Raw genomic sequence first — 17934 nt, forward strand, 5'->3', positions numbered from 1 at the left:
GACGAGGCACCATGGCTCCTGTGCAGTACGACTTCGTCATCGTCGGCGGCGGGTCCGCCGGCAGTGCACTGGCGAACCGGCTCTCCGCAGACCCGGCCAACCGGGTGCTGGTGCTGGAGGCCGGCCGGTCCGACTACCCGTGGGACGTCTTCATCCACATGCCCGCGGCGCTGACCTACCCGATCGGCAGCCGCTTCTACGACTGGAAGTACGAGTCCGAGCCCGAGCCCCACATGGGCGGCCGCCGCGTCTACCACGCCCGCGGCAAGGTGCTGGGCGGTTCCAGCAGCATCAACGGCATGATCTTCCAGCGCGGCAATCCCATGGACTACGAGCGCTGGGCCGCCGACCCGGGCATGGAGACGTGGGACTACGCGCACTGCCTGCCGTACTTCAAGCGCATGGAGAACTGTCTCGCCGCCGACCCCGACGACGAGTTCCGCGGCCACGACGGCCCGCTGGTGCTCGAACGCGGCCCCGCCACCAACCCGCTCTTCGACGCCTTCCTCAAGGCCACCGAGGAGGCGGGGTACGCGCCGACGAACGACGTCAACGGCTACCGGCAGGAAGGTTTCGCCAAGTTCGACCGCAACGTCCACCGCGGACGCCGGCTGTCGGCCTCGAAGGCGTACCTCAAGCCCGCCCGCAAGCGCCCCAACCTCACCGTCAGGACCCGCGCCTTCGTCACCCGTGTCCTGTTCGAGGGCAAGAAGGCCGTCGGCGTCGAGTACCAGCGCGGCAAGGGCGCGCCCCAGCAGGTTCGCGCCAAGGAGGTCATCCTCTGCGGCGGCGCCATCAACTCCCCGCAGCTGCTCCAGCTCTCCGGCGTCGGCAACGCGGACGAGCTGCGCGCCCTCGGCATCGACGTCGTCCACGACCTGCCGGGCGTCGGCGAGAACATGCAGGACCATCTGGAGGTCTACATCCAGTACGCCTGCAAGCAGCCCGTCTCCATGCAGCCGTACCTGGCGAAGTGGCGCGCCCCCTTCATCGGGCTGCAGTGGCTGTTCCGCAAAGGCCCCGCCGCCACCAACCACTTCGAGGCCGGCGGCTTCGCGCGCAGCAACGAGGACGTGGACTACCCCAACCTGATGTTCCACTTCCTGCCGATCGCGGTCCGCTACGACGGCTCCGTGCCCGCCGGCGGACACGGCTACCAGGTGCATGTCGGGCCCATGTACTCCGACGCCATCGGCTCGGTGAAGATCAAGAGCAAGGACCCGCGCGAACATCCCGCCCTGCGCTTCAACTACCTCTCCACCGAGCAGGACCGGCGTGAGTGGGTGGAGGCGATCCGGGTGGCCCGCAAGCTCCTCAATCAGCCCGCGCTCGCCCCTTACAACGACGGCGAGATCTCGCCCGGCCCGTCCGTCGAGACGGACGAGGAGATCCTCGCCTGGGTCGCCAAGGACGGCGAGACCGCCCTGCACCCGTCCTGCACCTGCAAGATGGGCCCCTCCTCCGACGAGATGGCCGTCGTCGACCCCCTGAGCATGCGGGTGCACGGCGTGGAGGGACTGCGCGTGGTCGACGCCTCCGTCATGCCCTACGTCACCAACGGCAACATCTACGCCCCGGTCATGATGATCGCCGAGAAGGCCGCCGACCTGATCCTCGGCAAGGAGCCTCAGGCGCCGTCGAAGGTCGCGTACTACCGGCACCGCGACGCTCAGAAGCAGGCGGGGTAGACGTTGGCCGCCGCAGGACTCGGGGCGCTGCTGGAGAGCGTCCGTTACGAGGTGCTGCCCGCGAAGGCCACCGAGGACAAGGTCCTCGCCCATGTCCCGCGCGACGTCGTCGTCACCGTGACGGCGTCGCCGGTCAAGGGCCTGGAACCGACCCTGGATCTGGCCGGCCGGCTCGCCGCGCACGGGTACCGCGTCGTCCCGCACGTGCCCGCGCGGCTGCTGCGGGACGACGCCCATCTGAAGGATGTCGTCGACCGGCTGGCCGAGGCGGGCATCGCCGACGTCTTCGTCCCGGCCGGCGACGCCGACCCGCCCGCGGGCGGCTACGACGGGGCGCTGCCGGTGCTGCGCGGGCTCAGCGAGCTGGGCAGCCCGTTCGCCCGCGTCGGCGTCACCGGCTACCCCGAGAGCCATCCGCTCATCCACGACGACGTCACCGTCCAGGCGATGTGGGACAAGCGCTCGCACGCCACGTACATCGTCAGCAACCTCTGCTTCGATCCGCGGGTGCTGGGGGAGTGGCTCGTCCGTATACGGAACCGGGGCATCACCCTGCCCGTCCACGTGGGCGTCGCCGGGCCCGTGCAGCGGGCGAAGCTGCTGGCGATGGCCACGAAGATCGGGGTGGGGGAGTCGACGCGGTTCCTGACGAAGCACGCCTCGTGGTTCGTGCGGTTCGCGACGCCCGGCGGCTACGCCCCCGAGCGGCTGCTGTCCCGCGCCGAGGCGGCCCTCACCGCGCCCTCGGCCGGGGTGGCCGGCCTGCACCTGTTCACGTTCAACCAGATCGCCGAGACGGAGAAGTGGCGGCGGGCGCTGCTGGACCGACTGGGCGCGTGAAGTCGTATACGAAGAGGGGGGCGGGGCCGCGATCGGCCCCGCCCCCCTCGTCACGGGTCGCTCAGCGGAAGACCACCGTGCGGTTGTCGTCCACCATCACCCGGCTCTCGCTGTGCCACTTCACCGCGTGCGCGAGTACCTGCGCCTCCACGTCCCGGCCCACCGTGACCAGGTCGCCGGGGTCGAGCGAGTGGTCCACGCGGACCACGTCCTGCTCGATGATCTGGCCCTCGTCGAGGTCGCTGGTCACATAGTGCGCCGTCGCGCCGATCAGCTTCACGCCGCGCTGGTAGGCCTGGTCGTAGGGCTTGGCGCCCTTGAAGCTGGGGAGGAAGGAGTGGTGGATGTTGATGGCCTTGCCCTCCAGCTGCTTGCACAGGTCGTCCGAGAGGATCTGCATGTAGCGGGCCAGCACCACCAGGTCGACCTCCAGGTCCCGGACGAGTTCCAGCAGCCGTGCCTCGGCCTCCGGCTTGGTGTCCCTGGTGACCGGGACGTGGTGGAAGGGGATGCCGTAGGTCTCCGCGAGCCCCTCGAAGTCCCGGTGGTTGGAGACGATCGCGGGGATCTCGATGTTGAGAGCGCCGGTGCGCTGCCGGAAGAGCAGGTCGTTGAGGCAGTGCCCGAACTTGGACACCATGATCAGCGTCCGGGTCGGTGTCGACGCGTCGCTGAGCGCCCAGGTGAAGTGGTAGGCCTGTGCCACCGGGCCGAACCGGTCACGCAGTTGATCGAGGCCGGTGTCGGGGTCGGAGACGTCGAAGTGGACCCGCATGAAGAAGCGGCCCTGAAGTCGGTCGTCGAACTGCTGGCTTTCCAGGATGTTTCCGGAGTTCCTGACGAGAAAGCCGCTCACGGCGTGGACCAGCCCGGCGCTGTCGGGACAGGAGACGGTGAGGACGTATTCGCGGCCAGGTTGCGGTCGAGGGGACATCGGAGCCTCCGTCGGTGCGTATTGCACAACACAGTGAGCGATACGCAACATAGTTGGCCGGAAGAGGGCTGGCGGTCAAGAGAGAGGGGTCGATGAAGGCCGTGCGAAATCGTCATCAGCCAACCCCTTGACGGCTGTCTGGACATTCGCCAGGGTGTTCCATCACAAGCAATCGGGTGCACAATGCGCAACGGCTTCCCTGGAAAGGCTCGGCGCGTGGCAGACCTGTACGTGGATGGACAATGGCGGGACGCGGTGGCCGGCGGCCACCGGGAGATCCGCTGCCCCGCAGACGGCACGGTCGTGGCGACCGTCTCGGAGGGAACCCGCCCGGACGCGGAGGCGGCGATCGCCGCGGCCCGCCGCGCCTTCGACGAAGGACCCTGGCCGGGCACCCCCGAGCGGGAGCGCGGCGCCCTGCTGCTGCGCACCGCCGACCTGATCGAGCGCGACGCCAAGGAATTCGCCCGCGCCGAGTCGCTGGACACCGGCAAGCGGCTGGTGGAGAGCGAGTACGACATCGCCGACGTCGTCTCCTGCTTCCGCTACTACGGCGGCCTCGGCGGCACCGACGCCGGCCGGGTCATCGACACCGGCCGGGACGACGCCGTCAGCCGCGTCGTCTACGAGCCGATCGGCGTGTGCGGACTGATCACCCCGTGGAACTACCCGCTTCTGCAAGCCAGTTGGAAGGTCGCCCCGGCCCTCCTGGCCGGCAACACGATCGTCCTCAAGCCCAGCGAGCTCACCCCCTCCACCTCCGTCCTGCTCATCCGGGCCCTGGAGGAGGCCGGGCTCCCGGCCGGCGCCGCCAACCTCGTCCTGGGCACCGGCCCCGAGGTGGGCGCCCCGCTCTCCGAGCACGGGGACGTCGACATGGTCTCCTTCACCGGCGGCCTGGAGACCGGCAAGCGGATCATGGCGACCGCCGCGGCGAGCGTGAAGAAGGTGGCGCTCGAACTCGGCGGCAAGAACCCCAACGTCGTGTTCGCCGACGCCGACTTCGAGACGGCCGTGGACTTCGCCCTCACCGCCGTCTTCCTGCACTCGGGCCAGGTCTGCTCGGCCGGCGCCCGGCTGATCGTCGAGGACTCGCTGCACGACCGCTTCGTCGACGAGGTCGTCCGCCGGGCCCGGCTGATCCGGCTCGGCGGCCCCTTCGACACCGAGGCCGACACCGGGGCGCTGATCTCCGCGCAGCACCGGGACAAGGTCGAGGCCTACGTGGCCGCCGGGATCGCCGAGGGCGCCGTCCTGCGCTGCGGCGGCGCACGCCCCACCGAACCGGCGCTCGCGGACGGTCACTACTACCCGCCGACCGTCCTCGACGAGTGCCGCCAGGACATGCGGGTGGTGCACGAGGAGTCCTTCGGCCCGGTCCTCACCGTGGAGCGCTTCGCCGACGAGGACGACGCCGTACGCATCGCCAACGACACCGAGTACGGACTCGCCGGAGCCGTCTGGACGCAGGACGCCGGGAAGGCCCAGCGGGTCGCGCGGCGGCTGCGGCACGGCACGGTGTGGATCAACGACTACCACCCCTATGTGCCGCAAGCGGAATGGGGTGGCTTCGGGCATTCGGGCGTGGGCCGGGAACTGGGACCGACCGGCCTCGCGGAGTACCGAGAGCCCAAACACATCTGGCAGAACATCCGACCCCGGCCGCAGCACTGGTTCCGCGGCTGAACGCCGAAAGAAGGTCGAACGTGACCACACAGACCGAGGTGCCGCAGCGGGGCAGCACCCCTCAGGACTCGGGCGCGACCCCGGTCATCTCCGTGCGCAGGCTGTGGAAGGTGTTCGGACCGAAGGCCGACCAGGTGCCGGACTCCGAGGAACTGTGCGGCCTGACCCGCCGCGAGCTCATGGACCGCACCGGCTGTACCGCCGCCGTGCGTGACGTCCACTTCGACGTCTCACCCGGCGAGGTCTTCGTCGTCATGGGCCTGTCCGGCTCCGGCAAGTCCACCCTGGTGCGATGTCTCACCCGGCTGATCGAACCCACCGCGGGCGAGGTCGTCTTCGAGGGCGAGGACATCCGCCAGGCCGACGCGGCCCGCCTGCGCGACCTGCGCCGCCGCAAGTTCTCCATGGTCTTCCAGCACTTCGGACTGCTGCCCCACCGCCGCGTCGTCGACAACGTGGCCTTCGGACTGGAGATCCGCGGGATGAGCCGGGCCGAACGCACCAAGCGGGCCCAGGAGGTCGTCGAACTCGTCGGCCTCGCCGGCTACGAGAACTCCTACCCCGCCCAGCTCTCCGGCGGCATGCAGCAACGCGTCGGCCTCGCCCGGGCGTTGGCCGGCGACCCGGACGTGCTCTTCTTCGACGAACCGTTCTCCGCCCTCGACCCGCTGATCCGCCGGGACATGCAGAACGAGGTCATCCGGCTGCACCACGAGGTCGGCAAGACCATGGTGTTCATCACCCACGACCTCTCCGAGGCCCTCAAGCTCGGCGACCGCATCCTCATCATGCGCGACGGCAAGATGGTCCAGTGCGGCACCGGTGACGAACTCGTCGGCGCCCCCGCGGACGACTACGTACGGGAGTTCGTGAAGGACGTGCCGCGCGGTGACGTCCTCACCCTGCGCTGGATCATGCGCCCGCCGGCCGACGGCGACGCACTGGACGGCCCCGAGCTCGGTCCGGACGTCGTGGTCAAGGAGGCCACCCGCGCGGTCCTCGCGGCCGACAAGCCGGTCAAGGTCGTCGAGAACGGCAAGCTGCTCGGCATCGTCGGCGACGAGGAGATCCTCGCGGTGGTCGCCGGGCAGGAAGGCGGCCACTGATGACCGTCGCGATCGAGAAGCCGGAGAAGACCGAGAGCGTAGGGAAACCGGCCGCTCCCGCGAAGAGGGAACGCAAGGTCAACCGGTCCACGGTGGTGGCGGCGATCTTCGTCGTCTGGCTGGTCCTCTTCGTCGTGCTGCGCGGCAGGCAGACCCTCGCGCTGGCCGCGGCCGACCTGACCGACCTGCACCGCTGGTTCAACGACGTCAACGACTCGATCGGCGCGAACCGCAACTCCAACCCGCTCTTCCTGTACTTCTTCAACGAGATCCGCCTGGTCATCGACAACCTGGTGACCTTCGTCCAGGACCTGATCTCGCAGCCCACCGGTGACCGCCCGGTCCCGCAGATCGGCTGGCTCGGGGTGGTCGGCATCGCCGGCTATGTCTCCTGGGCCGTGGGCAACTGGCGGGTGGCGCTCCTCGCGGTGGCCGGCTTCACCTTCCTCGGGCTCCAGGGCCTGTGGCAGGCGAGCATGGACACCCTGGCGCTCACCGCCTCCGCCGTCCTCGTGGCGCTGCTGTTCGCGATCCCGCTCGGCGTGTGGGCAGGGCTGTCCGACCGGTTCAACGCGATCATGACGCCCTTCCTGGACCTCATGCAGACGATGCCGACCTTCGTCTACCTGGCCCCGCTGACGCTGTTCTTCCAGATCGGCCCGGCCTCCGCCACGATCGCCACCCTGATCTACGCGGCCCCGCCGACGATCCGCATCACCGCCCACGCCATCCGCTCCGTACCGGAGACGACGGTCGAGGCGGCCGACTCGCTCGGCGCCACCCGACGGCAGTCCCTGATCAAGGTCCTGCTGCCGATGTCCAAGCGGACCGTGGTGATGGGCGTCAACCAGACGATCATGGCCGCCCTGGCCATGGTGACCATCGCCGCCCTGATCGACGCGCCCGGCCTCGGCAAGACCGTCGTCCAGGCCCTGCAGTCGCTCGACGTCGGCACCGCCTTCAACGCGGGTCTGGCCATCGTCGTCCTGGCGATCGTGCTGGACCGGGTCACCACCGCCGCGAGCGCGCGCGAGGAGGCGGCCCGCGGTTCCGGCAGCCGGTTCCTCGCCTGGCGCCGGCCGCTGCTGGGGGCGGGCGCGGCGGTGACCGCCGTACTGATCTACCTGTCGCACACCTACGTGTGGGCGGCCGAGTTCCCCGGCGACGGCAGCCTCGGCAGCAACATCGCGAGCGCCGCCGGCGACGCCACCACCTGGGCGCAGGACAACCTCTCGGGCCTCACCAACGGCTTCCGTGACGCGATCACCAACGGTCTGCTCAACCCGTTCCAGACCCTCCTCACCGACTCCCCGTGGTGGCTCGTCGGCGCCGCCCTCGTCGCGCTCGGCGTCGTCCTCGGCGGCCGGACCGCGGGCATCACCACCGCGGTCTGCGTGGGCCTGCTGGTCGGCACCGGCGTCTGGTCGGACAGCATGACGACACTCGCCTCCACCGTCGTCGCCACCGTCCTGGTCATGGTGCTCGGCATCGGCTTCGGGGTGTGGATGGGACGCAGCCAACTCGTGGACCGGCTGCTGCGTCCGACGCTGGACGCCGCCCAGGTCATGCCGCCCTTCGTCTACCTCGTGCCGTTCCTTGCGCTGTTCGGCGCGACCCGCTTCACGGCGATCGTCGCGGCTGTCGTCTACGCCGCGCCGGTCGCCATGAAGATCGTCGCGGACGGGGTGCGGAACGTGCCCGCCACCACCGTGGAGGCGGCCACCGCCGCCGGGTGCAACACCTGGCAGATCATCACCAAGGTCCAGCTGCCGATGGCCCGCAGTGCCCTGACCCTCGCCACCAACCAGGGCCTGATCTACGTGCTGTCGATGGTCGTGGTGGGCGGCCTGGTGGGGGCGGGCGCCCTCGGCTACGACGTCGTGGCCGGTTTCTCGCAGGGCCAGCTGTACGGGAAGGGGCTCGCCGCGGGGCTCGCCATCGTCCTTCTCGGAGTCATGTTCGACCGGATCACTCAGGCAGCGGCTCGCCGCGCCGGCGCTTAAGGAGCACCACACCATGGCAAGACACTGGCGGGCCGGCGCGGCCGGCATGGCGATACTCGGCCTCACCCTGACCGCCTGCGGCGGGGCGAAGGTCGGCGACGACAGCGCCGGCGGCTCGGGCGAGTCCGGCAAGTGCGGCACCTTCAACCTCGCGGTCAACCCCTGGGTCGGCTACGAGGCCAACGCGGCGGTCCTCGCCTACGTCGCCGAGAACGACCTCCACTGCAAGGTCAACCAGAAGGACCTCAAGGAGGAGATCGCCTGGCAGGGCTTCGGCACCGGTGAGGTCGACGCCGTCGTGGAGAACTGGGGCCACGACGACCTGAAGAAGAAGTACATCACCGACCAGAAGACCGCCGTCGAGGCCGGCGCGACCGGCAACGAAGGCCTCATCGGCTGGTACGTGCCGCCGTGGCTGGCCAAGGCGCACCCCGACATCCTCGACTACAAGAACCTCAACAAGTACGCGGCGAAGTTCAAGACCTCCGAGTCCGGCGGCAAGGGCCAGCTCCTCGACGGCGACCCGTCGTACGTCACCAACGACGAGGCGCTGGTGAAGAACCTCAAGCTGGACTTCAAGGTGGTGTACGCGGGCAGCGAGACCGCCCTCATCCAGGCCTTCCGCAAGGCGGAGAAGGACAAGGAATGGGTGATCGGCTACTTCTACGAGCCCCAGTGGTTCATGTCCGAGGTGCCGCTGAAGAAGGTCAAGCTCCCCGCGTACACGTCGGGTTGCGACGCGAACGCCGAGAAGGTCGCCTGCGACTACCCCGTGTACAAGCTGGACAAGATCGTCAGCGCGAAGTTCGCCAAGTCCGGGAGCCCCGCCTATGACCTGGTGAAGAACTTCACCTGGACGAACGACGACCAGAACACGGTCGCCAAGTACATCGCCGTGGACAAGATGAAGCCCGAGGCCGCCGCGAAGAAGTGGGTCGAGGCCAACCGCTCGAAGGTCGACGCCTGGATCAAGTGACCCGCAGGTCACACCCCGGTCGAACACGCCCGGTGGGCGGCGCGCACCCCCTGCGCGCCGCCCACCGGGCGTTCCCGTTTCCCGGCCGTTCCCCGACGTCACCGGACCTCTTGACACCCACCTGCACGGCAGGCACATTGAGTTGCGCAACCTGAATCACGTTGCGTCAAAAGCAACTCAAGCGGAGGTGCGGCGATGGCGGGACCCCGAGTGGTGATCATCGGAGCGGGTGTCGTGGGAGCGGCACTCGCGGACGAGATCTCCGCGCGCGGCTGGACCGAAGTGACCGTGGTCGACCAGGGCCCGCTGCCCGCCACCGGGGGCTCCTCGTCACACGCCCCGGGCCTGGTCTTCCAGACGAACTCCTCCAAGACCATGACCGAACTGGCCCGCTACACCGTCGAGAAGTTCTGCTCCCTCGACGTCGACGGCAAGCCCTGCTTCCTCCAGGTCGGCGGTCTGGAGGTGGCGACCACCCCGGAGCGCCTCGCGGAACTGCACCGCCGGCTCGGCTGGATCACCGCCTGGGGCATCGAGGCCCGCCTGCTGACCGCCGACGAGTGCGTCGAGCGGCACCCGCTGGTGGACCGCGACAAGGTCCTCGGCGGCCTGCTGGTCCCGACCGACGGCCTCGCGAAGGCCGTCCTCGCCGTCGAGGCGCAGATCCGCCGCGCGACCGAGCGCGGCGTGCGCTTCCTCGCCCGCCACGAGGTCCTCGACATCCTCAAGACCGACGGTGAGGTCACCGGCGTCCTGACCGACCAGGGCGAGATCCCGGCCGACATCGTGGTGTGCTGCGCCGGCATCTGGGGCCCGAAGATCGCCCGCATGGCCGGGATGAACCTCCCGCTGACTCCGCTGGCCCACCAGCTCGCCTGGACCGGCCCGGTCCCCGCGCTCGCCGGCCAGACCGAGGAAGCGGTCCGCCCGATCCTGCGCCACCAGGACGCCGACCTCTACTACCGCGACCGCTACGACGCCATAGGCATCGGCTACTACGGCCACCGCCCCATGCCCGTCTCCGCCGACGACATCCGCGCCTTCGACGACGACGCCGAGATGCCCTCGGTCCTGAAGTTCACCGAGGAGGACTTCGAGCCGGCCTGGGCCGAGACCCAGTCCCTGCTCCCCTCCACCCGCGAGGCGAAGATCGAGGAAGGCATCAACGGCCTGTTCTCCTTCACCACCGACAACTTCCCGCTCCTCGGCGAGTCCCCGGACGTCAAGGGCTTCTGGGTGGCCGAGGCCGTCTGGGTCACCCACTCCGCGGGCGTCGGCCGGGCCATGGCCGAATGGCTGGTCGACGGCCACTGCTCGTCCTTCGACCTGCACGAGTGCGACGTCAACCGCTTCGAGCCGCACCAGCTCTCCCCGGAGTACGTCCTCGCCCGCGACTGCCGGAACTTCGAGGAGGTCTACGACATCCTCCACCCCCTCCAGCCGTCCGGGGACCCGCGCCCGATCCGCACCAGCCCCTTCCACGCCCGCCAGCAGGAGCACGGCGCCTTCTTCCTGGAGGCCAACGGCTGGGAGCGCCCGCAGTGGTACGAGGCCAACGCCCCGCTGGTCGAGGGCCGCACCATTCCCACCCCCAACGACTGGGCCGCCCGGTTCTGGTCGCCCGTCGTCGGCGCCGAGGCGCAGGCCACCCGAGAGACCGTCGCGATGTACGACATGACGGCCCTCAAGCGCCTGGAGGTGAGCGGCCCCGGCGCCGCCGACCTCCTGGAGCGCCTGTGCACCGGCAAGGTCGCCAAGTCCGTCGGCTCGGTGACGTACACCCTGCTCCTCGACCACGACGGCGGCATCCGCAGCGACATCACCGTCGCCCGCCTGGCCCGCGACCTCTTCCAGGTCGGCGCCAACGGCAACCTCGACCTCGACTGGTTCACCCGCCACCTCCCGGCCGACGGCACCGTCCAGGTCCGCGACATCACGCCCGGCACCTGCTGCATCGGCCTGTGGGGCCCGCTCGCCCGCAAGGTCCTCCAGCCCCTGACGGACGAGGACTTCAGCAACGACGGCCTGAAGTACTTCCGCGCCAAGCGCGCCTACATCGGCAGCGTCCCGGTCACGGCCATGCGCCTGTCCTACGTCGGCGAACTCGGCTGGGAGCTGTACACCACCGCCGACCAGGGCCAGAAGCTCTGGGACACCCTGTGGCAGGCGGCCGAGCCGCTCGGCGGCGTCATCGCCGGCCGCGGCGCCTTCAACAGCCTCCGCCTGGAGAAGGGTTACCGCTCCTTCGGCACCGACATGACCTACGAGCACGACCCCTACGAGGCCGGCGTCGGCTTCGCCGTCAAGCTCGACAAGGGCGACTTCATCGGCAAGGCCGCCCTGGAACGCCGCAAGACCGACGTACGGCGCAAGCTCACCTGCCTCACCATCGCCGACCCGCACGCGGTCGTCCTGGGCAAGGAGCCGGTCTACGACGGCGACCGCGCCGTCGGCTACGTCACCAGCGCCGCCTACGGCTACACGATCGGCAAGGGCATCGCCTACGCCTGGCTCCCGACGGAACTGACCACCCCCGGCACGGCCCTGCACATCGGCTACTTCGACCAGCGCGTGGAGGCGGCCGTCGCCGAGGAGCCCCTGTTCGACCCGACCATGTCCCGCCTGCGCGGCTGACCGGGGGGAGACGATGACCGCCCAGCTCCTCGACGGCAAGGCGACCGCCGCCGCCATCCGCCGCGAACTCACCGAGCGTGTCGCCAAGTTGACCGCCCTCACCGGCCGCCCGCCGGGCCTCGGCACCGTCCTGGTCGGCGACGACCCCGGCAGCCACGCCTACGTCGGCGGGAAACACCGCGACTGCGCCCAGGTCGGCATCGCGTCCATCCGCCGGGACCTTCCGGCCGACGCCACCCAGCAGCAGGTCGAGGAGGTCATCGACGATCTCAACGCCGACCCGGCCTGCACCGGCTACATCGTCCAACTCCCGCTCCCGAAGCAGCTGGACGCCAACGCCGTACTGGAACGCATGGACCCGGCGAAGGACGCCGACGGCCTGCACCCCGTCAACCTCGGCCGTCTGGTCCTGGGCGTCGACGCCCCGCTGCCGTGCACCCCGCGAGGCATCGTCGAGTTGCTCCGCCGCCACGACGTCCCCCTCGCCGGCGCCCGCGTCTGCGTGATCGGCCGCGGCATCACGGTCGGCCGCCCCATCGGCCTGCTGCTCACCCGCCGCTCCGAGAACGCCACGGTCACCCTCTGCCACACCGGCACCAAGGGTCTGGCCTGGCACGTCCGCGAGGCCGACATCGTCATCGCCGCCGCCGGCTCACCCGCCCTGATCACCCCCGACATGCTCCGCCCGGGCGCGACCGTCCTGGATGTCGGCATCACCCGCACCGACCAGGGCCTGGTCGGCGACATCCACCCGGACGCCGCCCGGGTCGCCGGCCGGCTGGCGCCGATGCCGGGCGGAGTGGGCCCCATGACCCGCGCGATGTTGCTCGCCAACGTCGTCGAGGCCGCCGAGAGGAACGCGAACACCGTATGAGCCCCCGAACTCCCGGCGCCGAGCTGCCGGAACACCCCGACTGGCTCTGGCGCACACCCGAGCCCAAGCGGTCGTACGACGTCGTCATCGTCGGCGGCGGCGGCCACGGTCTCGCGACCGCCCACTACCTCGCCAGGAACCACGGCATCACCAACGTGGCCGTCCTGGAGAAGGGCTGGCTCGCGGGCGGCAACATGGCCCGCAACACCACGATCATCCGCTCCAACTACCTGTGGGACGAGAGCGCGGGCATCTACGAGCACGCGCTCAAGCTCTGGGAGGGCCTGGCGGACGAGCTCGACTACCCGATCCTCTTCTCCCAGCGCGGTGTGCTGAACCTCGCCCACAGCCTCCAGGACGTCCGCGACAGCGTGCGCCGCGTGGAGGCGAACCGCCTGAACGGCGTGGACGCGGAGTGGCTGGACGCGGACGGTGTGCGCGAGGTCTGCCCGATCGTCAACACCTCGCCGGACGTGCGCTACCCGGTCCTGGGCGCGACGTACCAGCCCCGCGCGGGCATCGCGAAGCACGACCACGTCGCCTGGGGCCTGGCCCGCTCGGCGGACGCGGCGGGCATCGACATCATCCAGAACTGCGAGGTCACGGGCCTGGAGGTGGTCGGTAACCGGGTCGTCGGAGTCCAGACGAACCTGGGCCCGATAGCGGCGGGCAAGGTGGCCCTGTGCTCAGCGGGCCACACGTCCGTCCTGGCGGCCATGGCAGGCATAGAACTCCCGCTCCAGAGCCACCCGTTGCAAGCACTGGTCTCGGAGCTCCTGGAACCCGTCCACCCCACGGTGGTCATGTCCAACGCGGTCCACGTGTACGTGTCCCAGGCCCACAAGGGCGAGTTGGTGATGGGCGCGGGCATCGACGCGTACAACTCCTACACCCAGCGCGGCGCCTTCCACATCATCGAGGAACAGATGGCGGCGGCCCTGGAGCTCTTCCCGGTCTTCGCCCGCGCCCACGTCCTGCGCACCTGGGGCGGCATCGTGGACGTGAGCCCCGACGCCTCACCGATAGTCGGCCTCAGCCCGGTGGACAACCTCTACCTCAACTGCGGCTGGGGAACGGGCGGTTTCAAGGCGACGCCCGGGGTGGGCTGGGTCTACGCCCACACGATCGCCCACGACGCCCCCCACCCCCTCAACGCCCCCTTCTCGCTCGACCGTTTCACCACCGGCGCGCTCGTCGACGAGCACGGCGCCGCCGCGGTGGCCCACTAAGGGATCCTCAAGGGAGCCGAACGACATGCTGCTGATCCCCTGCCCGTGGTGCGGGCCCCGCGACGAGGCCGAGTTCCACTACGGCGGCCAGGCCCACGTGGCCTACCCGGAGACCCCGTCGTCCCTCACCGACGAGGAATGGGCCCGCTACCTCTTCTTCCGCGACAACCCGAAGGGCCCGTTCGCGGAACGCTGGACCCACGCGGCGGGCTGCCGCCGCTGGTTCAACGCGATAAGGGACACGTCGACGAACGAGATCCTGACGGTGTACAGAACGGGCGAGGAACGCCCGGAGACCCCTGAACCGAGGCCGGTGACCTCCCAGCCGAGGCCGGCCATCCCAGCCCGTCCGGCGTTTGAGGACGAGGCCCCTTCAGGGCCGACGGGGGTCCAGGGGGCGGAGCCCCCTGGCGGGGTCGAAGGGGCAGCGCCCCTGGAGGATGGGACGGGTAGGGGCGGCGGGGGCGAGGAAACCCAACCGTTCCGCCACCCCACCCGAGGCCGAATCACCCGCACCACCCCCCTCACCTTCACCTTCGACGGCACCCAATACCAGGGCTATCAGGGCGACACCCTCGCCTCCGCCCTCCTCGCCAACGGCGTCATCCAGACCGGCACCAGCATCAAACTCGGCCGCCCCCGAGGCATCTTCTCCGCCGGCGTCGAAGAACCCAACGCGGTCATCCAGATCGAGGAACCCTTCCCCGAGCCCATGCTGCCCGCGACGACGGTCGAGCTCTACGACGGTCTCGTCGCGACGAGCCTCCCCGGCCAGGGCCGCCTCGCCACCACCCCCGACCCCGCCCGCTACGACGCCGTACACGCCCACTGCGACCTGCTGGTCGTGGGCGCGGGCCCGGCCGGCCTCGCCGCAGCCGCCGCAGCCGCCCGCAGCGGCGCCCGCGTCATCCTCGCCGACGACCAGCCGGAACCCGGCGGCAGCCTCCTCGGCACCGCCGAACACCTCGACTGGGTGAGGGAGACCACCGCCCACCTCGCCACCGCCCCCGAGGTCCGCGTCCTGTCCCGCACCACCGTCTTCGGCTACTACGACGACAACCACCTCCTCGCCGTCGAACGCCGCACCAACCACCTCGGCGCCGCCGCCCCCGAGAAGACCTCCCGCGAACGCGTCTGGCGCATCCGCGCCCGCAGGGTCGTCCTCGCCACCGGCGCCCACGAACGCTCCCTCGCCTTCCCGGACAACGACCGCCCCGGAGTGATGCTGGCCTCCTCCGCCCGTACGCACATCAACCGCCACGGCGCCCTGCCGGGCCGTCGCGCGGTCGTCTTCACCGCCAACGACAGCGCCTACGCGGCGGCGTTGGACATCAAGGCGTCCGGCGTCGAGGTCACCGCGATCGTCGACACCCGTCCGGCGCCGGGGGAGTGGGCCGACCGCGCCCGCGAGGCCGGCATCGAGATTCTCCCCGCCCATGCCGTCGTCGGCACGGAGGGCGACCCGCGCATCACCTCCGTCACCGTCGCCCCGTACGGCGAGTCCGTGGGCCGGCAACAGTTCGCCGTCGACCTCCTCCTGGTCTCCGGCGGCTGGAACCCCGTCGCCCACCTGTTCAGCCAGTCCGGCGGCAAGCTCCGCCATGACGAGGAACTCGGCTCCTTCGTCCCGGACTCCGGCCGCCAGGCGGTCGAGGTGGCGGGCGCCGCGAGCGGAGTGTTCGACCTCGCCGGAGCCCTGGCCCAGGGCGCCGCCGCGGGCACCCGAGCGATCGAGGCCGAGGGCTACACCGCGGAGGCCCCCCGCCTCCCGGCCGTGGCCCCCCAGCCGTCGCCCACCCCGCCCCTGCACGTGTACGTGGTCCCGGGTCCCTCGGACGCGGACGCCTCACGGTTCGTCGACCTCCAACGTGACGTCACCGTCGCCGACCTGACCCGCGCGACCGGTGCCGGCATGCGCTCGGTGGAGCACACCAAGCGCTACACCACGGCCGGCACCGCCAACGACCAGGGCAAGACCTCCGGCGTCCTGGCCAGTGGCGTCGTCGCCGAACTGCTCGGCGTGGACATCTCGACCCTCGGCACGACGACCTTCCGCCCGCCGTACACCCCGGTCTCCTTCGCCGCCCTGGCGGGCCGCGACCGGGGCGTCCTGAGCGACCCGGTCCGCACGACCGCCCTCCACGCGTGGCATGTCGAGCACGGCGCCCTGTTCGAGAACGTCGGCCAGTGGAAGCGCCCTTGGTACTACCCCCAGGACGGCGAGGACATGGAGGCGGCCGTCCTGCGCGAGTGCGCCGCGACCCGCGAGGGCGTGGGCTTCATGGACGCCTCCACCCTCGGCAAGATCGACGTCCAGGGCCCGGACGCCGGCGTCTTCCTGGACCTGCTCTACACCAACATGATGAGCACCCTGAAGGTCGGCATGATCCGCTACGGCGTCATGTGCCGCCCGGACGGCATGGTCTTCGACGACGGCACCGTCATCCGCGTCGCCCAGGACCGCTTCCTGGTCACCACGACGACCGGCAACGCCGCGACCGTACTGGACTGGATGGAGGAATGGCTCCAGACGGAGTGGCCGGAGCTGAAGGTCCACTGCACCTCGGTCACCGAACAATGGGCGACCGTCGCCCTGGTCGGCCCGAAGTCCCGCGAGGTGCTCGGCGCCCTGGCACCCCGACTGGCCGTGGCCAACGAGGACTTCCCCTTCATGGCCTGGCGCGAGACGACGGTCGCCGGCATCGAGGCCCGCGTCTGCCGGATCAGTTTCTCCGGTGAACTCGCCTACGAGATCAACGTGTCGCCGTGGCGGGCGCGCGCCCTCTGGGAGGCGCTGTACGAGGCCGGTGCCCCGTACGGCATCACCCCGTACGGCACCGAGACCATGCACGTCCTGCGTGCCGAGAAGGGCTACCCGATCATCGGCCAGGACACCGACGGCACCGTCACCCCGCACGACCTCGGCATGAGCTGGGCGGTCTCCAAGAAGAAGCCCGACTTCATCGGCAAACGCTCCTTCGCCCGCGCCGACACCGTCCGCCCCGACCGCAAGCACCTGGTCGGCCTGCTCCCCGAAGACCCGGCGGCGTTCCTCCCCGAAGGCACCCACCTGGTCGCCGACGGTGTCCTGCCCGCCCCGCCCGTGCCGATGCTCGGCCACGTCACCTCCAGCTACCGCAGTGCCGCCCTCGGCCGGACCTTCGCGCTCGCCCTGATCAAGGGCGGCCGGGACCGCATCGGCGAGCGGCTCTACGCCCCCGTCGGCGACCAGCTGGTCCCGGTGACCGTCGCAAGCCCCGTCCTCTACGACCCCGAGGGAGCCCGCCGCGATGGCTGACACCGCACTCATCAGCCCCCTGGCCCACGCCACCGGCCGTCTGGCAGCCGCCACCCGCGGCTCCGGCGGCGCCGTCCGGCTGGCCGAACTCCCCTTCCTGACCCAGCTGAACGTGCGCTTCGACGCCAAGGGCCCGGCAGCGGAGGCCATCGGGCTGGCACTGGGCCTTCAGCTGCCCCTGCAACCCAACACCGTGGTGCGCGCGGGGGCGTTGAGGGCGCTGTGGCTCGGCCCGGACGAATGGCTGCTGGTCGGGCAGCCGGGCAGCGAACGTGACCTGGAGACCCGGATCCGGGAGGCTGCGGGCGCCGAACCGGTCTCCGTCACCGACGTCTCGGCGCAGCGCACCACACTCCTGGTCAGCGGCCCCCGCGCCGTCGACCTGCTGGCCCACGGCTGCGCCCTGGACCTGCATCCACGGGCCTTCGGCCCAGGCCGCTGCGCCCAGACCACCCTCGGGCGAACGCAGGTGGTCCTGGTAGCCCGGGACGAACCCCGGGCCGGATTCTGGGTCCTGGTCCGCTCGTCGTTCGCCGGCTACCTGGCGGACTGGCTGCTCGACGCGGCGACCGAATACGTCTGAGCTGCTGCTCGGTCGAGGAGGAGGCGCCTGCCACGCGCTCAGCCGTCCCGGGATCACGGGCGCCTCACATGAGTCGCCCGTCC

At 70.6% G+C, this 17934-nt stretch carries 12 protein-coding genes; 11 read left to right on the forward strand and 1 reads right to left on the reverse strand.

From position 1 onward, the window contains the following. The first annotated feature begins 11 nt into the window (after positions 1-11). Complete coding sequence (gene betA, locus ACFUO4_RS26050; protein ID WP_383488961.1) at positions 12-1688, forward strand: choline dehydrogenase; 1677 nt, start codon at positions 12-14, stop codon at positions 1686-1688. A 3-nt stretch (positions 1689-1691) separates the two neighbouring features. Continuing rightward, on the forward strand, positions 1692-2528 hold the full coding sequence (locus ACFUO4_RS26055; RefSeq protein ID WP_383488964.1) for a methylenetetrahydrofolate reductase: 837 nt from the start codon (positions 1692-1694) through the stop codon (positions 2526-2528). Positions 2529-2589: 61 nt separating this feature from the next. On the opposite strand, the gene purU is transcribed toward ACFUO4_RS26055, so the two are convergent. Further along, complete coding sequence (purU, locus tag ACFUO4_RS26060) at positions 2590-3462, reverse strand: formyltetrahydrofolate deformylase (protein ID WP_383488967.1); 873 nt, start codon at positions 3460-3462, stop codon at positions 2590-2592. 216 nt (positions 3463-3678) lie between these two features. Between purU and ACFUO4_RS26065 the strand changes: the two genes are divergently transcribed. From ACFUO4_RS26065 to ACFUO4_RS26105, 9 genes are all read left to right on the forward strand, one after another. Then, entirely contained in the window at positions 3679-5148 is a 1470-nt protein-coding gene (locus tag ACFUO4_RS26065) for an aldehyde dehydrogenase family protein (RefSeq protein WP_383488970.1), read from the forward strand. Between the two features lie 20 nt (positions 5149-5168). Then, positions 5169-6254 (forward strand): glycine betaine/L-proline ABC transporter ATP-binding protein, encoded by a 1086-nt coding sequence (locus tag ACFUO4_RS26070; RefSeq protein WP_079312768.1) that lies wholly within the window; start codon positions 5169-5171, stop codon positions 6252-6254. After that, entirely contained in the window at positions 6254-8257 is a 2004-nt protein-coding gene (locus tag ACFUO4_RS26075) for an ABC transporter permease (protein WP_383488974.1), read from the forward strand. Before ACFUO4_RS26070 ends, ACFUO4_RS26075 begins: the two co-directional genes overlap by 1 nt. A 13-nt stretch (positions 8258-8270) precedes the next feature. Then, the gene (locus ACFUO4_RS26080) at positions 8271-9233 is read left to right on the forward strand and encodes an ABC transporter substrate-binding protein (RefSeq protein WP_079312772.1); all 963 of its coding nucleotides are present in this window, start codon (positions 8271-8273) and stop codon (positions 9231-9233) included. Between the two features lie 195 nt (positions 9234-9428). Beyond that, positions 9429-11867 carry an FAD-dependent oxidoreductase gene (locus tag ACFUO4_RS26085; protein WP_383488977.1) on the forward strand — a complete coding sequence of 813 codons (2439 nt, stop codon included), beginning with the start codon at positions 9429-9431 and terminating at the stop codon, positions 11865-11867. 13 nt (positions 11868-11880) lie between these two features. After that, the gene (locus ACFUO4_RS26090; protein WP_383488980.1) at positions 11881-12741 is read left to right on the forward strand and encodes a bifunctional methylenetetrahydrofolate dehydrogenase/methenyltetrahydrofolate cyclohydrolase; all 861 of its coding nucleotides are present in this window, start codon (positions 11881-11883) and stop codon (positions 12739-12741) included. Continuing rightward, complete coding sequence (locus ACFUO4_RS26095; RefSeq protein WP_383488983.1) at positions 12738-13970, forward strand: sarcosine oxidase subunit beta family protein; 1233 nt, start codon at positions 12738-12740, stop codon at positions 13968-13970. The genes ACFUO4_RS26090 and ACFUO4_RS26095 overlap by 4 nt, the downstream gene beginning before the upstream one ends. Before the next feature lie 25 nt (positions 13971-13995). Next, on the forward strand, positions 13996-17268 hold the full coding sequence (locus ACFUO4_RS26100) for a sarcosine oxidase subunit alpha family protein (protein ID WP_383488986.1): 3273 nt from the start codon (positions 13996-13998) through the stop codon (positions 17266-17268). Next, positions 17261-17851 (forward strand): sarcosine oxidase subunit gamma, encoded by a 591-nt coding sequence (locus ACFUO4_RS26105; RefSeq protein ID WP_383488989.1) that lies wholly within the window; start codon positions 17261-17263, stop codon positions 17849-17851. The genes ACFUO4_RS26100 and ACFUO4_RS26105 overlap by 8 nt, the downstream gene beginning before the upstream one ends. The last annotated feature ends 83 nt before the right edge of the window (positions 17852-17934 follow it).

It is taken from the genome of Streptomyces sp. NPDC057280, from assembly GCF_042668605.1.
GTDB lineage: Bacteria > Actinomycetota > Actinomycetes > Streptomycetales > Streptomycetaceae > Streptomyces.